The organism is Streptomyces sp. NPDC020742, from assembly GCF_040641675.1.
Classification (GTDB): Bacteria; Actinomycetota; Actinomycetes; order Streptomycetales; family Streptomycetaceae; genus Streptomyces.
In genome coordinates, this window is the sequence record NZ_JBFAEA010000003.1 from 241,594 (window position 1) to 257,308 (window position 15,715).

The window sequence follows — 15,715 nt, forward strand, 5'->3', positions numbered from 1 at the left end:
CCCCCGCCCGGCCGACGAGCCCGGACCGCACGAGGCCCCGTACGCATGGTGCGTACGGGGCCTCGTGCGAGGGCCTGGTCCGGGTGCCGTGACGGCCCCGGTGGGCCGGCCGGGTCAGCCCTTGCGGGACTTGACCTCGTCGGTCAGGGCCGGGACGACGTCGAACAGGTCGCCGACCACGCCGTAGTCGACCAGCTCGAAGATCGGCGCCTCTTCGTCCTTGTTGATGGCGACGATGGTCTTCGAGGTCTGCATGCCGGCGCGGTGCTGGATCGCACCGGAGATGCCGGCCGCGATGTACAGCTGCGGCGAGACCGACTTACCGGTCTGGCCGACCTGGTTGGTGTGCGGGTACCAGCCGGCGTCCACGGCGGCGCGCGAGGCACCGACGGCCGCACCGAGCGAGTCGGCGAGCGCCTCGATGACCGGGAAGTTCTCGGCGCCGTTGACGCCGCGGCCGCCGGAGACCACGATCGCGGCCTCGGTCAGGTCCGGGCGGCCGGTCGACTCGCGCGGGGTGCGCGAGACGATCTTGGTGCCCTTGGAGGAGTCGGCCACGGTCACCGCGAGCGGCTCGACCGTACCGGCGGCCGGCGCGGCCTCCGGGGCGGCGGAGTTGGGCTTGACGGTGATGACCGGAGTGCCCTTGGAGACGCGGGACTTGGTGGTGTACGAGGCCGCGAAGACGGACTGGGTGGCCACCGGGCCCTCGTCGCCGGCCTCCAGGTCGACGGCGTCGGTGATGATGCCGGAACCGATGCGCACCGCGAGGCGGGCACCGATCTCCTTGCCCTCGGCGGAGGACGGCAGCAGCACGGCGGCCGGCGAGACCGCGTCGTAGGCGGCCTGCAGCGCGTCGACCTTGGGGGCGACGAGGTACTCGGCGAACTCCGGCGCGTCGGCGGCCAGCACCTTGACGGCACCGTGCTCGCCGAGGACCTTGGCGGCCTCCTCGGCGTTGGCACCGAGGTGCACGGCTACCGGCTCGCCGATGCGGCGGGCGAGGGTGAGCAGTTCGAGGGTGGGCTTGCGGACGGCGCCGTCCACGTGGTCGACGTAGACAAGGACTTCAGCCATGGGATTGCTCTCCTGCGGGAAGAATGAGGGCGGTTGTGATGAGGACGGGCCTGTGGTGCGGTGACGACCCGGGGCGGGTGGTGCGGCGGCTGCGCCGCGGGCCCCGTGCCCCGGCCGCTAGATGAACTTCTGGCCCGCGAGGAACTCGGCCAGCTGCTTGCCGCCCTCGCCCTCGTCCTTGACGATCGTGCCGGCCGTACGGGCCGGACGCTCGGCCGCGTCCTCGACCTTGGTCCAGGCGCCCTCGAGGCCGACCTCGTCCGCCTCGATCTCCAGGTCCTCCAGGTCCAGCGACTCCACCGGCTTCTTCTTGGCGGCCATGATGCCCTTGAAGGAGGGGTAGCGCGCCTCGCCCGACTGGTCGGTGACGGACACAACGGCCGGCAGCGCGGCCTCAAGCTGCTCGCTGGCGGTGTCGCCGTCCCGGCGGCCGGTGACCTTGCCGCCGGCCACGGAGACCTCGGAGAGCTGGGTGACCTGAGGGACGTTCAGCCGCTCGGCGAGCAGTGCCGGCAGCACGCCCATGGTGCCGTCGGTGGAGGCCATACCGCAGACGACCAGGTCGTAGCCGGTCTTCTCGATGGCCTTGGCGAGCACGAGGGAGGTGCCGAGCGCGTCGGTGCCGTGCAGGTCGTCGTCCTCGACGTGGACGGCCTTGTCGGCGCCCATCGAAAGAGCCTTGCGCAGCGCGTCGTTGGCGTCCTCGGGACCGACGGTCAGGACCGTGATCTCCGCGTCGTCGTCGGCGGCTTCCTTGATCTGCAGGGCCTGCTCGACGGCGTACTCGTCGAGCTCCGAGAGCAGACCGTCCACGTCGTCACGGTCGACGGTCAGGTCCTCGGCGAAGTGCCGGTCGCCGGTGGCGTCGGGCACGTACTTCACACAGACAACGATCCTCAGGCTCACGCCGGCTCTCCTACCTGCTTCGTCTCTTCAGAACTGCCTTGTGCTGGCAGCATAGGCGCCTCTCGGGGCGACTCCCGGCCGGAAGCGGATCCCCACGCCGACCGTCATATTACTCGCCAGTACATCCAGTCTCGTGCCCCGAATCAAGGCCGTCGAAATGTGACCTTGCCAACGACCCTGAACGGGGAAAGAGCAGCCGGAGAAGGAACCCGTCAGTCCCGCAGAGCGTTGAAGCGCCCCTGGTGGTAGAGGAGGGGGCGGCCGGGCCCCGCGGGGTCGCCGACGACGGGCTCGGCCAACACGATCCGGTGGTCGCCGGCCGGCACCCGCGCCACGACCCGGCACACCAGCCAGGCCAGGACGTCGTCCAGGAGGGGCACGCCCTCCGGGCCGGTGCGCCAGGAGGTGGCGGGGCCGAAGCGGTCGGCGCCGCTGCGGGCGAAGGTGGCGGCCAGCTCCTGCTGGTGCTCACCGAGGAGGTGGACGCCTATGTGCGTGGCCTCGGAGACCGCGGGCCAGCTAGAGGCTCCGGTGCCGATGCCGAAGGACAGCAGCGGCGGATCGACGGCGACGGAGGTGAGGGAGGTCGCGGTGAAGCCGACCGGGGCGGCGCCGGGTGCGGTGATCACGGCGACGCCGGCGGCGTGCTGCCGGAAGACGGAGCGCAGGAGGTCGGGGGAGGCGGTGCGGGGCGTGCCGAGGTCGGGCGAGACCGTCATGGAGTTGTCCTTCTCCTGGGGTGAACGAGCCGGGGTGGCGCCGCAGAAGGCCGGGGAACGGCCGGCGGCACGGGTGTCGTCGCTACTCACACGCCCGGACAGCGGGCGCTGGCGGTGCGCAGCAGATCGACGTGGGCACGTCCGTGCAGAAGGGGGAGAAGGGGTCCTGGCCGCATCACGTCAGGGTGACGAAAGGCGCGCCACAGCGTCAAGGGGCGCCCACCCACTGGGAGATCAATCACGGACCGCCGACCCCAGCGCCGCGATGACATCGGCCTTGCGGGGCTGGCCCGCTGCGCGGCGCACGATCCGGCCGTCCGCGTCGAGCACCAGGACCGTCGGGGTGCGCAGCACCTTCAGCTCCCGTACGAGGTCGAGGTGCGCCTCCGCGTCGAGCTCGACGTGCGCCACCCCGTCGACCATCCCGGCGACCTCGGCGAGGGTGCGCCGGGTGGCGCGGCACGGTTGGCAGAAGGCGCTGGAGAACTGCAACAAGGTGGCCCGCTCCCCCAGCGCGGCACCGATCCTGGCCGCACCCAGCCGTCCCTGGTCGCCCTGCTCCCGCACCGTCAGCCTCGCTTTCCCAACGTGGTGCCACACGCCGACGCCCGCCGCCGCGGGCACCGCGCCGCACACCGCGCATCCTCGTCGTCCCCGGGTGCAGCGTTCCGACCGGCGCAAAGATTCCCGGTTCCGGCGAGCGCAAGGATTCCCGTCGGAGGCCGTCCACGTGACGAGGATCTCCCGTCCGGGGCGCCCCATGCGCTGGCCGCTTCGGCTTCGATGGGGCACGATCTCCCGAAAGCCGCAGTTACGACTGCGTAGGTTTCCGCCGGGAGAACCCTCCCCAGGCATGGAAAAAGGGGTCCTCCGGACAATGGCAGAACTGGTCTATCCGCCCGTGATCGGCGCCGCGCGCACGCTGTTCAAGGCGCTCGATCTCAAGTTCGACATCGCCGGGACGGACCATATCCCGCGCCGCGGCGGAGCGGTGCTGGTGAGCAATCACATCGGCTACCTGGACTTCGTCTTCGCGGGCCTGGCGGCCCGGCCCGCCAAGCGCCTGGTGCGCTTCATGGCCAAGGAGGCGGTGTTCCGGCACAAGGTGTCGGGCCCGCTGATGCGCGCGATGAAGCACATCCCGGTCGACCGCGCCCAGGGGATGCACGCCTACAAGCACGCGCTGTCCGCGCTGCGTTCGGGCGAGATCATCGGCGTCTTCCCGGAGGCGACGATCTCCGAGTCCTTCACCCTGAAGAACTTCAAGTCCGGTGCGGCACGGCTGGCCCAGGAGGCCGGGGTGCCGCTGTTGCCGGTGGCGCTGTGGGGCACCCAGCGGCTGTGGACCAAGGGCCACAAGCGCGACCTGGGCCGCAACCACTTCCCGATCACGATCCGGGTGGGCGAGCCGGTGGCAGCCGATCCGGACGAGCAGGCCGAGAAGATCACCGACCGGCTGCGGACGCGGGTGCAGGACCTGCTGGAGGCGGCGCAGCGCGCCTACCCCGTGCGCGCCAAGGGCCCCGACGACACCTGGTGGATCCCGGCGCACCTGGGCGGCACCGCTCCGGCACCGGGCACGTAGCGCAGCGGGCGTAGCGCACCGGGCGTACAGAGCGCGCAGGCCGGGGCCGGACGCTCCGGGCCTCGGGCCGCGCTCCCGGCCCGGAGGGGCCTCTCCCCGTCACCGGAGGGGGGCCACCCCGTCATACGGTCCGCACGTCACCGACCTGGATCCGGGCGTCGGGGCAGGCCTGCTGGAGCAGCTCGGCCAGTTCGGCGCCCGCGGCCCGCAGGGCGTCGAGGGTCATCGGGGCCATCCGCTCCAGCAGGAAGAGGGCGTTGACGGAGTCCTCGGTCAGCCGGGTGCGGGTGCCCTGGCGCCAGTTCCAGCGGCGGCAGGTGACGCCCTCGTCGTCGCACCAGACCACCTCACCCGGGTCCGGGTACTCGACGGCCTCGGCACCACCAGCCACGGTGACGAACGGCTCGTCACCGGTGGCCCGTACGAGCCGCATCCCGCCCTGGATCCGGTCCAGGTCCTCGCCGCCCACCGGGATGAGGTGGGCGACGCTGACCGCGTTGTAGAGGTCGACCAGGCGGTTGATGCGGGGCAGCCCGCCGTCCGCGAGGGCGCGCCGGGCGAGCGCCTCGGCGGAGTTGCGAGTGCGGGAGGCCTTGCTGCCGAAGGCCGTGTACGCGGCACGCCAGGCGGCGAGGTGCGGATCGTCCTGCACCGCGCGCCCGCCGAGGCGCTCGGCCAACCGGCGCGCCGCCTCGTCCAGGAGCGCGGAGCCGGCCTCGTCGCTGGGCCCGTTGGTCAGGCCGCGCGCCTCGACGGCGAGGTAGCCGAAGCCGGGCGCCAGGGCGCTCACCTCGTCGGAGAGGTGCAGCGACTGGGTGGTACCGGGGTGCAGGGGGCTGGGCATCGGCCGTTCCTCAGAGGTCGGTGGGCAGTAGCTGCCGGAGGTGAGGCCGGTCGCCGGCCTTCCGGAGGCATTGGAGCACGACCGGTCGGGGTTCAGCAAACAGCACCCCATGGTCCACTTCATTGCACTCGGGTCGCACGACGAAGGCGAACGCGGCTTCCATACATGCATGCATATGCATCGGTAACGGCGGCAGCCAATCGGGCAGCGGTGGCCCGCGCCCGCGGGTACTCATGATCAATGGCCCACCGGCCGCCAAGCACACGGCGATTTCCGGGACTTGTTGCATCAGTTCCCTGCTCGGCGAGCATAGCGAAGCGCCCGACCGGAAGGGAATGACTTTCCAATCGGGCGCATAGCTATACGGCACCTCAGGTAGCGGACACCGGGCTCAGCGGGCGATCTCCTCGCGGAGCGCGGCGAGGAAGCCGTCGACGTCCTCCTCGGTGGTGTCGAAGGCGCACATCCAGCGGACGTCGCCGGCCTGCTCGTCCCAGAAGTAGAAGCGGAAGCGCTTCTGCAGGCGTTCGCTGACGTCGTGCGGTAGCCGCGCGAAGACCGCGTTGGACTGCACCGGGTAGAGGATCTGCACCCCGTCGATCTCCCGCACCCCGGCCGCCAGCCGCTGCGCCATGGTGTTGGCGTGCCGGGCGTTGCGCAGCCACAGGTCCTTGGCGAGCAGCGCCTCCAACTGGACGGAGACGAACCGCATCTTGGAGGCCAGCTGCATGGACAGCTTGCGCAGGTGCTTCATCTGCCGCACCCGGTCGGGGTTGAGCACGACCACGGCCTCGCCGAACACCGCACCGTTCTTGGTGCCCCCGTAGGAGAGGATGTCGACGCCCGCCGCATTGGTGAAGGCCCGCATCGGGACGTCCAGGGTGGCTGCGGCGTTGGCGATCCGCGAGCCGTCCAGATGCACCACCATGCCGCGCTCGTGCGCATGGTCGCAGATCGCCCGGACCTCGTCCGGGGTGTAGACCGTGCCCAGCTCCGTGCTCTGGGTGATCGAGACGACCTGCGGCATGGCGCGGTGCTCGTCGTCCCAGCCCCACGCCTGCCGGTCGATCAGCTCCGGGGTGAGCTTGCCGTCCTCGGTCGGCACGGTCAGCAGCTTGAGGCCGCCGACCCGCTCGGGAGCACCGCACTCATCGACGTTGATGTGTGCACTGTCCGCGGCGATCACCGCGCCCCAGCGGTCGGTCACGGCCTGCAGGGCGACGACGTTGGCGCCGGTGCCGTTGAACACCGGGAACGCCTGGGCACGCTGCCCGAAGTGGCTGCGGAAGATGCGCTGGAGGTGCTCGGTGTAGTCGTCCTCGCCGTAGGCGATCTGATGACCGCCGTTGGCGAGGGCGAGCGCGGCCAGCACCTCCGGATGGGCACCCGCGTAGTTGTCACTCGCGAAGCCGCGTATCTGAGGATCGTGGTGCTGCCGCGCGTCGGTCTTCGCACCGCTCACGGCTCGGGGGTCAGCCACAGACGCTGTCCATTCACTTCCTGCGCGGGCCGGCTCCAGATGCCGGCGATGGCCTCGGCCAGCTCCGTGACATCGGTGAAGCCCGCGAACTTTGCATTGGGTCGCTCGGCGCGCATCTGGTCGTTGACGAGCGCCTTGACGACCAGGATCGAAGCCGCGGTGTTCGGCCCCTGCTCGCCGCCCGCCTTGCGGAACCCGTCCGCCATGGCGAGGGTCCAGGCCTCGGCCGCCGCCTTGCTCGCCGCGTAGGCGGCGTTGCCGCTGGTCGGCTTGGACGCGCCGGCCGCGCTGACCAGGACGAAGCGGCCGTTGTCGCTGCGCTCCAGGGCGTCCTGGAAGGCGAGGGAGGTGTGCTGGACGGTGCGGATCAGCAGCTTGTGCAGGAGGTCCCAGTCCGCCAGGTCCGTCTCGGCGAAGGTCGACGAACCGCGCCAGCCGCCGACGAGGTGCACCAGGCCGTCGATCCGGCCGAACTCCTTCTCCGTACGGGCCGCCCACTCACGGGTCTGGTCCAGGTCGAGGAGGTCGACGGTGTCCCCGACGACCTTGGCGCCGCCGTGGGCGTAGCGGGCCGCGTCCACGGCCTCCGCCAGTCGCTCGGCGTTGGCGTCCGACCCGATGACCGTCGCGCCCGCCTCGGCCAGCCGCAGCAGGGTGGCGCGGCCGGCCGGCCCGGCCGCGCCCGCCACCGCGATGACCGCGCCCTCCAGCGGCCCCTGACCGCCCGTCGAAGTACCCATCTCCGTCGCCTCCTGGTCGTGTTCGTGGACGGCCTGCGGCCGGTGGTGCCGGTCGGAGCTCACGCCGCCGCCAGCGCGTCGCTGTGGGCCGTGATGCCCTTGGTCGAGGAGATCACGGAGCGCAGCTTCTTGGCGAGCGCCTCGTAGAACATGCTGAGCGGGAACTCGTCGGGGAGCACGTCGTCGACGAGCTTGCGCGGCGGCAGATCCAGGTCGAGGGCCTCGGGGCCCTTGGCCCAGACCGAGCCGGGGTGCGGCGACAGGTAGGTCGAGACCAGGTCGTACGCGGCGAGCCAGTGGACCAGCTTGGGCCGGTCGATGCCGTCGCGGTAGAGCTTCTCGATCTCACCGCACAGCTCGTTGGTGACCTTGGGCGCCCGGTCCCAGTCGATGTGCAGTGTGTTGTCCGTCCAGCGTACGACGTCGTGCTTGTGCAGGTAGGCGAAGAGCAGCTGGCCGCCGAGGCCGTCGTAGTTGCGGACCCGGTCGCCGGTGACGGGGAACCGGAACATCCGGTCGAAGATCACCGCGAACTGCACGTCGCGCGCCTGGGAGTAGCCCTCGGACTCCAGCTTGACGGCCTCCTTGAAGGCGGTCAGGTCGCAGCGCAGCTCCTCCAGGCCGTACATCCAGAACGGCTGGCGCTGCTTGATCATGAACGGGTCGAAGGGCAGGTCGCCGTGGCTGTGGGTGCGGTCGTGCACCATGTCCCACAGGACGAACGCCTCCTGGCAGCGCTCCTGGTCGGCCAGCATCGTGCGGATGTCCTCGGGGACTTCGAGGCCGAGGGTCTCGACGGCGGCGGCGCTGACCCGGCGGAAGCGGGCGGCTTCGCGGTCACAGAAGATGCCGCCCCAGGTGAACCGCTCGGGGGCCTCGCGGACCGCGATGGTCTCCGGGAAGAGGACCGCGGAGTTGGTGTCGTAGCCGGCCGTGAAGTCCTCGAAGGCGATCCCGCAGAAGAGGGCGTTGTCGTAGCGGGTGCGCTCCAGCTCAGCCAGCCAGTCCGGCCAGACCATGCGCAGCACGACGGCCTCGAAGTTGCGGTCCGGGTTGCCGTTCTGGGTGTACATGGGGAACAGCACGAGGTGCTGGAGGCCGTCGGCGCGCTGCTGGGCGGGCTGGAAGGCGAGCAGCGAGTCCAGGAAGTCCGGCACGCCGAAGCCGTCGTCGACCCAGCGGCGCAGGTCGGCGCCGAGCGCGGTGTGGTAGGCGGCGTTGTGCGGGAGCAACGGGGCGAGCTCGGCGACGGCGGCTATCACCCGCTCCACCTCGGCGCGCACAGCGTCGGCGGTCGGCGCGCCGTCCGCGGTCAGGTCGATCGAGCCGTCCTTGGACTGCCAGGGGCGGATGGACTCGACGGCTTCCTTGAGGACCGGCCAGGCCGGGTGCTCGACCACACGCTCTGCGGTGGGAGCGTCACCCTGGACACCCACAGGCGAAAGAATTTCCGTCATGACTGCCCTCCGGCGATAGATCGTGCTGTCAGCACACGGTAACCAGCCACCGTTCACCCGCTCAAGGGGGGCTGCTGAAAATTATCCTGCCGACACCCCACCCACGCGCACTTTTTTCCTGCGGTTACCGACGGTCGCCATACGTACTGCCCGTATAGCCAAGGGATTCCGGGCTTTCTGCGGCACCCGGGGCGCCGGGCGGAGGGGGTACGACATGCCCACGACGAGCCGTATGGCATATGCCACACCGCTCACCGCCCCGCCCGTCACGCGCGTTTCTCCTACCCCCCGGCAGCCGGCGCACGCCCGCGCGTCAGCACGGCGCGGGCACCCCCACGGACGGGTGACGGACTGCGCCGGGATCTGGCGGGTAGCTGTACTGGACACACCGCGGTTCCGTCCGCAAACGGTTCATTTCCCCCCTGGCCCGTTAGGCTGAGCGCCATTTCGTACCGCCGTTGCCGACGGTCGACGGCCGACACTGACGTAGAGCCGACAGCAGTACCGAGCCGACAGAAGCGAGGCAGCCATGTCCTTTCTCACCATCGGGCACCGCGGGATGATGGGCGTCGAGCCGGAGAACACCCTGCGCTCGTTCGTGCGCGCCGAGCACGAGGGCCTCGACGTCATCGAGCTGGACCTGCATCTAAGCAAGGACGGCGCGCTGGTGGTGATGCACGACGCGGACGTGGACCGGACCACCGACGGAACCGGCCCGATCGCCGAGCACACCCTGGCCGAACTGCGCGAGCTGGACGCCGGTGACGGTGCGCGCATCCCCGTCTTCGAGGAGGTCGTGGCGGCGGTCGGGGCGCCTTTGCAGGCGGAGATCAAGGATGTGGCGGCCGCCCAGGCGCTGGCGGAGGTCATGCGGGCGCGCGATCTGGTCGACCGGGTCGAGGTGATCTCCTTCCACGACGAGGCGCTGGCCGCGATCCGCACCCTGCTGCCCGGGGTGCGTACCGCGCTGGTGGGCAGCCGGTACGGCGCCGACGTCGTCGACCGCGCACAGGCCGTCGGGGCGGGCATGCTCTCGCTGAACATCCGCCGGCTCACCCTCGAACTCGTCGAGCGGGCGCACGCCGCGCACCTGAAGGTGGTGGCCTGGACGGTCAACACCCACGACCAGCTCCGGCTGGCCCGTGGCCTGGGCCTGGACGGTGTGGTGACCGACCTGCCGGAGATCCGCCGGGCGGTGCGCTTCACGGCGTAGCGCGGGCGGCACGACGCGGGCACGGGCACCGACGCGGCCCCGGATCGGACCGGGCGCGGACCCGGACCGGGCGCGACCCGGAGAAACGGGACATCCGGCGTTCATCTGCGCGTCATGTGCTTCCACTATGCGGACGTTCGCCCCGGTGATCTCGACAGATCACCTCGCGCACTGCCAATCTCCCGGCATGCGCCTCGTCAACCGCCCTCTCCGCCTTGCCGCTTGCGCCTCCGCCGTGCTGCTCACCGCGGCCGTCGGCTGCGCCCCGCAGGACGAGTCCCCCGGTGGCCCCCGAGCCGCCGGGCAGGGCAAACAGAGCTGTGCACACGGCAAACTGACCACCGTGGCCACCGGCAAGCTCACCGTCGGCACCGACAAGCCCGCGTACGCGCCGTGGTTCGTCGACGACGACCCGGCCAACGGCAAGGGCTTCGAGGCGGCGGTCGCCTATGCCGTCGCCCAGCGGCTCGGCTTCGGCAAGGGGGCGGTGGAGTGGCAGACGGTGCCGTTCAACAACGCCTTCGCGCCCGGTGCGAAGAAGTTCGACTTCGACATCAACCAGATCTCCATCAGCGCCGAGCGCAAACACGCCGTCGCCTTCTCCTCCGGCTACTACGACGTGCGCCAGGCGGTGATCGCCCTCAAGGGCTCCCGGGCCGCGCACGCCCGCTCCCTCGCCGACCTCAAGGACGCCAAGCTCGGCGCGCAGGTCGGCAGCACCAGCCTGGACGTCGTCAACGACATCATCCGGCCCACCCGCCTCGCCGCCCCCTTCCAGAAGAACGACCTGGCCAAGACCGCGCTGAAGAACGGCCAGGTCGACGCGCTCGTCACCGACCTGCCGACGGCCTTCTACATCACCTCGGCCGAGGTAAAGGACGCCGAGGTGGTCGGCCAGTTCGCCGCCACCGGCCCGGCCAAGGAGCAGTTCGGGCTGGTCCTGGACAAGGAGAGCCCGCTCACCGGGTGCGTCACCGCGGCGGTCGACGCACTGCGCAAGGACGGCACGCTCGGCGCGCTGGAGAAGAAGTGGCTCACCGACGCCGTCGACGCCCCGGTGCTGAAATGACGTACGCGAAGCAGGAGTTGGCCGTGGGGGCGGAACGGGCGGACGACGACGGGTATGTGCCCTCGGCGCGGCGGATCGAGCGGGAACGCTTCCGCCGGGCCCGGGCGCGGCGGGCCGCCGCGGTCGCCGCGCTGAGCACCCTGGTCACCGCCGGCGTGCTGGTCCTGGTCCTCACCCGTTCCCCCGGCTGGCCGCGTACCCGGGAGACCTTCTTCAGCGCCGCCTACGCCCGCAAGGCGCTGCCCGAGGTGCTGGACGGGCTGCTGCTGAACCTGCGGCTGTTGGTGGTGTGCGGGGCGGCGGTGCTGGTGCTCGGGCTGCTGCTGGCGGTGGCCCGGACGCTGCGCGGGCCGGTGTTCTTCCCGCTGCGCGCGCTGGCCACCGCCTACACCGACTTCTTCCGGGGGCTGCCGCTGATCATCTGTCTGCTGATGGTGGTCTTCGGGGTGCCGGCGCTGCGGCTGCAGGGCGTGACCACCGATCCGGTGCTGCTCGGCGGCTCCGCGCTGGTGCTGACGTACTCCGCCTATGTGGCCGAGGTCTTCCGGGCCGGCATCGAGTCGGTGCACCCCTCGCAGCGGGCTGCGGCCCGGTCGCTGGGGCTGACCAGCGGGCAGGCGCTGCGCTTCGTCGTGCTGCCGCAGGCGGTGCGCAGGGTGGTGCCACCGCTGCTGAACGACCTGGTGTCCCTGCAGAAGGACACCGGCCTGGTCTCCATCGCGGGCGCGGTGGACGCGGTGTACGCGGCGCAGATCATCGCCGGCAAGGACTTCAACTTCACGCCGTACGTCGTGGCCGGGCTGGTCTTCGTCGCGCTGACGATCCCGATGACCCGCTTCACCGACTGGATCACCGCCCGGATGGACCGCAAGCGCGCGCAGGGAGGCCTGGTATGAGTGCGACGGAACACCGCGGGCACGCCGCGGTGCCGGCAGCCGGGGAGTCGGCCGCGGAGCCCGGCGGCGGGCCGGTGCTGCGGCTCACGTCGGTGCGCAAGACGTACGGGCGGGGCACGGTGGTGCTGCGGGACGTGGACCTGGAGGTCGCCCCGCACACCGTGACCGCGCTGATCGGCGCCTCGGGGTCGGGCAAGTCCACCCTGCTGCGGTGCGCGAACCTGTTGGAGGAGATCGACGACGGGGCGATCTTCCTGGACGGCGAGGAGATCACCGACCCGCGGACCGATGCGGATGCGGTGCGCCGCCGGATCGGTGCGGTCTTCCAGGCCTACAACCTCTTCCCGCACATGACCGTGCTGGACAACATCACGCTGGCGCCGCGCCGGGTGCACGGGGTGCCGCGCGCCGAGGCCGAGGCGCGCGCCCATGAGCTGCTGGAGCGGCTGGGGCTCGGCGGCCGGGCCGGCGCGTACCCGGACCGGCTCAGTGGCGGCCAGCAGCAACGGGTGGCGATCGTCCGGGCGCTGGCCGGGCGGCCCCGGCTGCTGCTGCTCGACGAGATCACCGCGGCCCTCGACCCGGAGCTGGTCGGCGAGGTGCTCGGCATGGTCCGCGACCTCAAGGAGGAGGGCATGACCATGGTCCTCGCCACCCATGAGATGGGCTTCGCCCGGGAGGTCGCCGACCAGGTGTGCTTCCTGGACGGCGGTGTGGTGCTGGAGCGCGGCACCCCCGGGGAGGTCTTCGGCGAGCCCCGGCACGACCGCACCCGGCGGTTCCTGCAGCGGATCATCCAGGCGGGCCGGCTCTGACCGGCCGGCGCCGAGGTCAGCCCAGCGGCTTGACCAGCAGTTCGAACTCCAGGTCCGTGCGCTGCGGGATGCCGAACCGCTCGTCGCCGTACGGGAACGGGGAGAGCTGCCCGGTGCGCCGGTAGCCGCGGCGCTCGTACCAGGCGATCAGCTCCTCGCGCTGCCGGATGACCGTCATCCGCATCTCGCGGGCGCCCCAGGCGGTCAGCGCGGTGCGCTCGGCCTCGGCGATGATGACCTTGCCGAGGCCGCCGCCCTGGAGCTCCGGGCGCACCGCGAACATCCCGAAGTACGCGTGGTCGCCGCGGTGTTCCAGCTGGCAGCAGGCGATCAGCTCACCGTCCCGTTCGGCGATCAGCAGCCGGCCGCTCTCGGCGTGCACCACCGCGGCGACGCCGTCGGGGTCGGTGCGCTGCCCCTCCAGGAGGTCCGCCTCCGTCGTCCAGCCGGCCCGGCTGGCGTCCCCGCGGTAGGCCGACTCGATGAGCGCGACGAGCCCGGGGATATCGGAGTCGAGGGCGGAGCGGAAGGTGAGCTCGCTGGTGGGCATGGTGGGCGACGTCCTCTCGGGTCGGGCGGAAGCCGCCGGCGCGGGGCGGGCGAAGGGCTGGGGTGAGGCTAACAAGAGAGCCGTCCGCGATGTCAGGGCCGCTCGTCCCGCGGCGTCACCGGGCGGAGCGGGGCCGGCGGCGTAGGGTCGCGGCATGGTGCACGTACTGAGCAGCAGAGTGCTGCTGCGACCGTCCGATCCGGAGCGGTCGCGGGCGTTCTACGGTGAGGCGCTGGGGCTGGAGATCTACCGGGAGTTCGGCACCGGTCCCGAACGCGGCACGGTGTACTTCCTCGGCGGCGGCTTCCTTGAGGTGTCCGGCCGCGCGGAGCGGCCCGCCACCGAGACCCTCCAGCTCTGGCTCCAGGTGGCGGACGCCGCGGCGGCGCACCAGGAGCTGGTGGCGCGCGGGGTGGAGGTGCTGCGCCCGCCCGTACAGGAGCCCTGGGGCCTGATCGAGATGTGGATCGCCGACCCGGACGGTCACAAAGTTGTCATCGTGGAAATCCCAGCGGACCATCCACTCCGATACCGACCCTGACGAAGGCGCAGCCTCACGGGACCTCGGGCCGCATTCCATTGACTCTTCGAAGTGGCCACCCTTGCCCGGGGTACTGAGCAACCCTCAGCCAATCGTGCGCGAACAGGGTTACTTTCCAGGCAGAGACACTCGTCGCTACCGCGATCCCCACCGGCCTCCTTCACGTCGATCGTGGCCCGGGGAGGCGGCTTGGAAAAAAACTCCCGCACAGGTGTAGCAGAAGCGCGCCTCGGCGGTGAGTGCGGCCGCACGGGCTGCCCCTTCTTCAGCCCGCCGTGCGTCCCGGGTCTCGCCACGGACGATGGCGACCGTAGCCACCAGGACGTCAGGTCCTCGCGCCGTTCTCCGCTGTCTGTACGTGCCTCGGTCACGGGCACGTTCTCCTGCGTCGGGCATCCGGGACACGGCACCGGGCCGTTCGCCTCTTCGTTCCTCATGCCTCCGTGATCGCGTTTCACGGCGTGTCCACATCAGCTGGGTGGCGGCGGCTTGCCGGTCGGTGGGAGGGGAGCCCCGAGTCTGACGTCCGCGCCCGGATTGTCCCGAGCGCCTGCTGGGACGAGGTCCGGCATCGAAGGTGCACCCATCACGCATGTCCGAGTTGGTCTCGTCTGGCGCTCGCTTGGTCGAGGCGCAGCCTGCTCGTTCCTCTATCGTGCTGGCATGGGGTGCTGGACGGCTTATGCCCTGCGGGCCGAGGACGGCACGATCTGGATCATGGGGGAGAAGTGGGGCATGTGGGACCTCGCCGACGCGACCGACCGCGTGCGCCTCGTCGAGGCGGTGCTTCGCGGCGGCACGCGCGTGGACGAAGGCCGTGCCCGTGTTCTTCTGGACGGTGCCTTCTGCCGCGGCGCCGCCCTCGACCTGATCGCCCGCCGATACCGCTACTACAGCTGTGACCCGCCGGACGTCCACTACCTCGACTGCCACGCGCGGCGACGGGCGGCGGCATCGGACTGGGATGGTTGGGACGTGGAGTACGCCTGGGGCGGACACGATGACTTCGCCGACATGGTGGCGGGGGCCGAGCCGGTCTTCACCGACGTCGAGACGGGCCCGGCACTGCTCGCCGAGGTGCCGCTGACCTCACGGGAGGGCTGGTTCGTCGGCTGGGACCCCGGCGAGTGGCGGATCTCGGTGCTCCACAGCGAGATCATCGCCGACTTCCTCGCACCCGCCGAAGCGGTGGTGAGCCTCATCAGGGCCGATCACACGGTGCTGGACCACCAGTTGGCCATCCGCGAGGTCGTGCCGTGGCTAGCCCGGCACGGCGAGTCCCTCACCGAGACGCTGCCGGCCCACGCCCCTTACCCCCTGCCGATGGAAGGGACCGTCAACGCCGGCGTGGTCGTCGATCTCCCCGCGCGCCGACTCCGCTACTGGACCACGGAGCCCGTACCTCCCCGGCTCACAGCACGCACGGCCGCCGCCTGGCCAGGATGGCGCGTCGAGCGGCTGCCGCTCGGCTTCGTCGGCCACCTGGCCGCCACCGGGCGAAACGACCCGGACCTGCTGCTCAGCGACACCGAGCTGCGCGAGGCACGGTGGGACGAGGACCTTATCGCGATGCGGAACGCGGACCGCCGCGCGCTGCGCGTCGACCCGAGAAACCTGCGAACACCGCGGGTGGAGGTGGTCGAGGACGGCGGAGAGAGCTAAGAGTCGGCCTCATTTGATGACCCGGCGGTCGCAGAGGAGAGCACAGGTTGACCTCATAAGCGGACACCTCACCCCGGAATCAACCCTGAGCCGGTGCGACATCCAAAGCCCGAACCAAGCACCCCCACCGGAACGAAGTGCTCTTTCATGCGGCCTGCTGC

At 71.1% G+C, this 15,715-nt stretch carries 16 protein-coding genes; 7 read left to right on the top strand and 9 right to left on the bottom strand.

The window, feature by feature from the left end; all coding sequences use genetic code 11:
- Positions 1 to 114 precede the first annotated feature (114 nt).
- From AB0G84_RS08525 to AB0G84_RS08540, 4 genes are all read right to left on the bottom strand, one after another.
- Positions 115 to 1,077 (bottom strand): electron transfer flavoprotein subunit alpha/FixB family protein, encoded by a 963-nt coding sequence (locus AB0G84_RS08525; protein ID WP_361317391.1) that lies wholly within the window; start codon positions 1,075 to 1,077, stop codon positions 115 to 117.
- Between the two features lie 117 nt (positions 1,078 to 1,194).
- Positions 1,195 to 1,983, bottom strand: a complete 789-nt coding sequence (locus AB0G84_RS08530) for an electron transfer flavoprotein subunit beta/FixA family protein (RefSeq protein ID WP_361317393.1) — start codon at positions 1,981 to 1,983, stop codon at positions 1,195 to 1,197.
- A 212-nt stretch (positions 1,984 to 2,195) separates the two neighbouring features.
- Positions 2,196 to 2,702 (bottom strand): flavin reductase family protein, encoded by a 507-nt coding sequence (locus AB0G84_RS08535; RefSeq protein ID WP_361317847.1) that lies wholly within the window; start codon positions 2,700 to 2,702, stop codon positions 2,196 to 2,198.
- A 234-nt stretch (positions 2,703 to 2,936) separates the two neighbouring features.
- The gene (locus AB0G84_RS08540) at positions 2,937 to 3,302 is read right to left on the bottom strand and encodes a thioredoxin family protein (protein ID WP_361317849.1); all 366 of its coding nucleotides are present in this window, start codon (positions 3,300 to 3,302) and stop codon (positions 2,937 to 2,939) included.
- A gap of 277 nt (positions 3,303 to 3,579) precedes the next feature.
- Between AB0G84_RS08540 and AB0G84_RS08545 the strand changes: the two genes are divergently transcribed.
- Positions 3,580 to 4,287 carry a lysophospholipid acyltransferase family protein gene (locus AB0G84_RS08545; protein WP_361317395.1) on the top strand — a complete coding sequence of 236 codons (708 nt, stop codon included), beginning with the start codon at positions 3,580 to 3,582 and terminating at the stop codon, positions 4,285 to 4,287.
- 121 nt (positions 4,288 to 4,408) lie between these two features.
- Here AB0G84_RS08545 and AB0G84_RS08550 read toward each other — a convergent pair whose 3' ends face one another.
- From AB0G84_RS08550 to AB0G84_RS08565, 4 genes are all read right to left on the bottom strand, one after another.
- The gene (locus AB0G84_RS08550) at positions 4,409 to 5,131 is read right to left on the bottom strand and encodes a phenylalanine--tRNA ligase beta subunit-related protein (protein ID WP_361317398.1); all 723 of its coding nucleotides are present in this window, start codon (positions 5,129 to 5,131) and stop codon (positions 4,409 to 4,411) included.
- Positions 5,132 to 5,522: 391 nt separating this feature from the next.
- On the bottom strand, positions 5,523 to 6,611 hold the full coding sequence (locus AB0G84_RS08555) for a low specificity L-threonine aldolase (RefSeq protein WP_361317400.1): 1,089 nt from the start codon (positions 6,609 to 6,611) through the stop codon (positions 5,523 to 5,525).
- The gene (locus tag AB0G84_RS08560) at positions 6,590 to 7,351 is read right to left on the bottom strand and encodes an SDR family NAD(P)-dependent oxidoreductase (RefSeq protein WP_361317403.1); all 762 of its coding nucleotides are present in this window, start codon (positions 7,349 to 7,351) and stop codon (positions 6,590 to 6,592) included. The genes AB0G84_RS08555 and AB0G84_RS08560 overlap by 22 nt, the downstream gene beginning before the upstream one ends.
- A gap of 59 nt (positions 7,352 to 7,410) precedes the next feature.
- Positions 7,411 to 8,808 (bottom strand): DUF6421 family protein, encoded by a 1,398-nt coding sequence (locus tag AB0G84_RS08565; protein WP_361317405.1) that lies wholly within the window; start codon positions 8,806 to 8,808, stop codon positions 7,411 to 7,413.
- A gap of 529 nt (positions 8,809 to 9,337) precedes the next feature.
- On the opposite strand from AB0G84_RS08565, the gene AB0G84_RS08570 reads away from it, so the two are divergent.
- From AB0G84_RS08570 to AB0G84_RS08585, 4 genes are all read left to right on the top strand, one after another.
- On the top strand, positions 9,338 to 10,021 hold the full coding sequence (locus AB0G84_RS08570; RefSeq protein WP_361317408.1) for a glycerophosphodiester phosphodiesterase family protein: 684 nt from the start codon (positions 9,338 to 9,340) through the stop codon (positions 10,019 to 10,021).
- A 187-nt stretch (positions 10,022 to 10,208) separates the two neighbouring features.
- Positions 10,209 to 11,090, top strand: coding sequence for an ABC transporter substrate-binding protein (locus AB0G84_RS08575; RefSeq protein WP_361317410.1), 882 nt, complete (start codon positions 10,209 to 10,211; stop codon positions 11,088 to 11,090).
- Complete coding sequence (locus AB0G84_RS08580; protein ID WP_361317413.1) at positions 11,087 to 11,986, top strand: amino acid ABC transporter permease; 900 nt, start codon at positions 11,087 to 11,089, stop codon at positions 11,984 to 11,986. The genes AB0G84_RS08575 and AB0G84_RS08580 overlap by 4 nt, the downstream gene beginning before the upstream one ends.
- Positions 11,983 to 12,801, top strand: a complete 819-nt coding sequence (locus AB0G84_RS08585) for an amino acid ABC transporter ATP-binding protein (protein WP_361317416.1) — start codon at positions 11,983 to 11,985, stop codon at positions 12,799 to 12,801. Before AB0G84_RS08580 ends, AB0G84_RS08585 begins: the two co-directional genes overlap by 4 nt.
- A gap of 16 nt (positions 12,802 to 12,817) precedes the next feature.
- Here AB0G84_RS08585 and AB0G84_RS08590 read toward each other — a convergent pair whose 3' ends face one another.
- Positions 12,818 to 13,351, bottom strand: a complete 534-nt coding sequence (locus tag AB0G84_RS08590; protein ID WP_361317418.1) for a GNAT family N-acetyltransferase — start codon at positions 13,349 to 13,351, stop codon at positions 12,818 to 12,820.
- A gap of 154 nt (positions 13,352 to 13,505) precedes the next feature.
- Between AB0G84_RS08590 and AB0G84_RS08595 the strand changes: the two genes are divergently transcribed.
- A complete protein-coding gene (locus AB0G84_RS08595) occupies positions 13,506 to 13,892 on the top strand; it encodes a VOC family protein (protein WP_361317420.1) in 387 nt (128 codons plus the stop codon).
- A 663-nt stretch (positions 13,893 to 14,555) separates the two neighbouring features.
- Positions 14,556 to 15,554, top strand: coding sequence for a hypothetical protein (locus AB0G84_RS08600; protein WP_361317422.1), 999 nt, complete (start codon positions 14,556 to 14,558; stop codon positions 15,552 to 15,554).
- Positions 15,555 to 15,715: the final 161 nt, after the last annotated feature.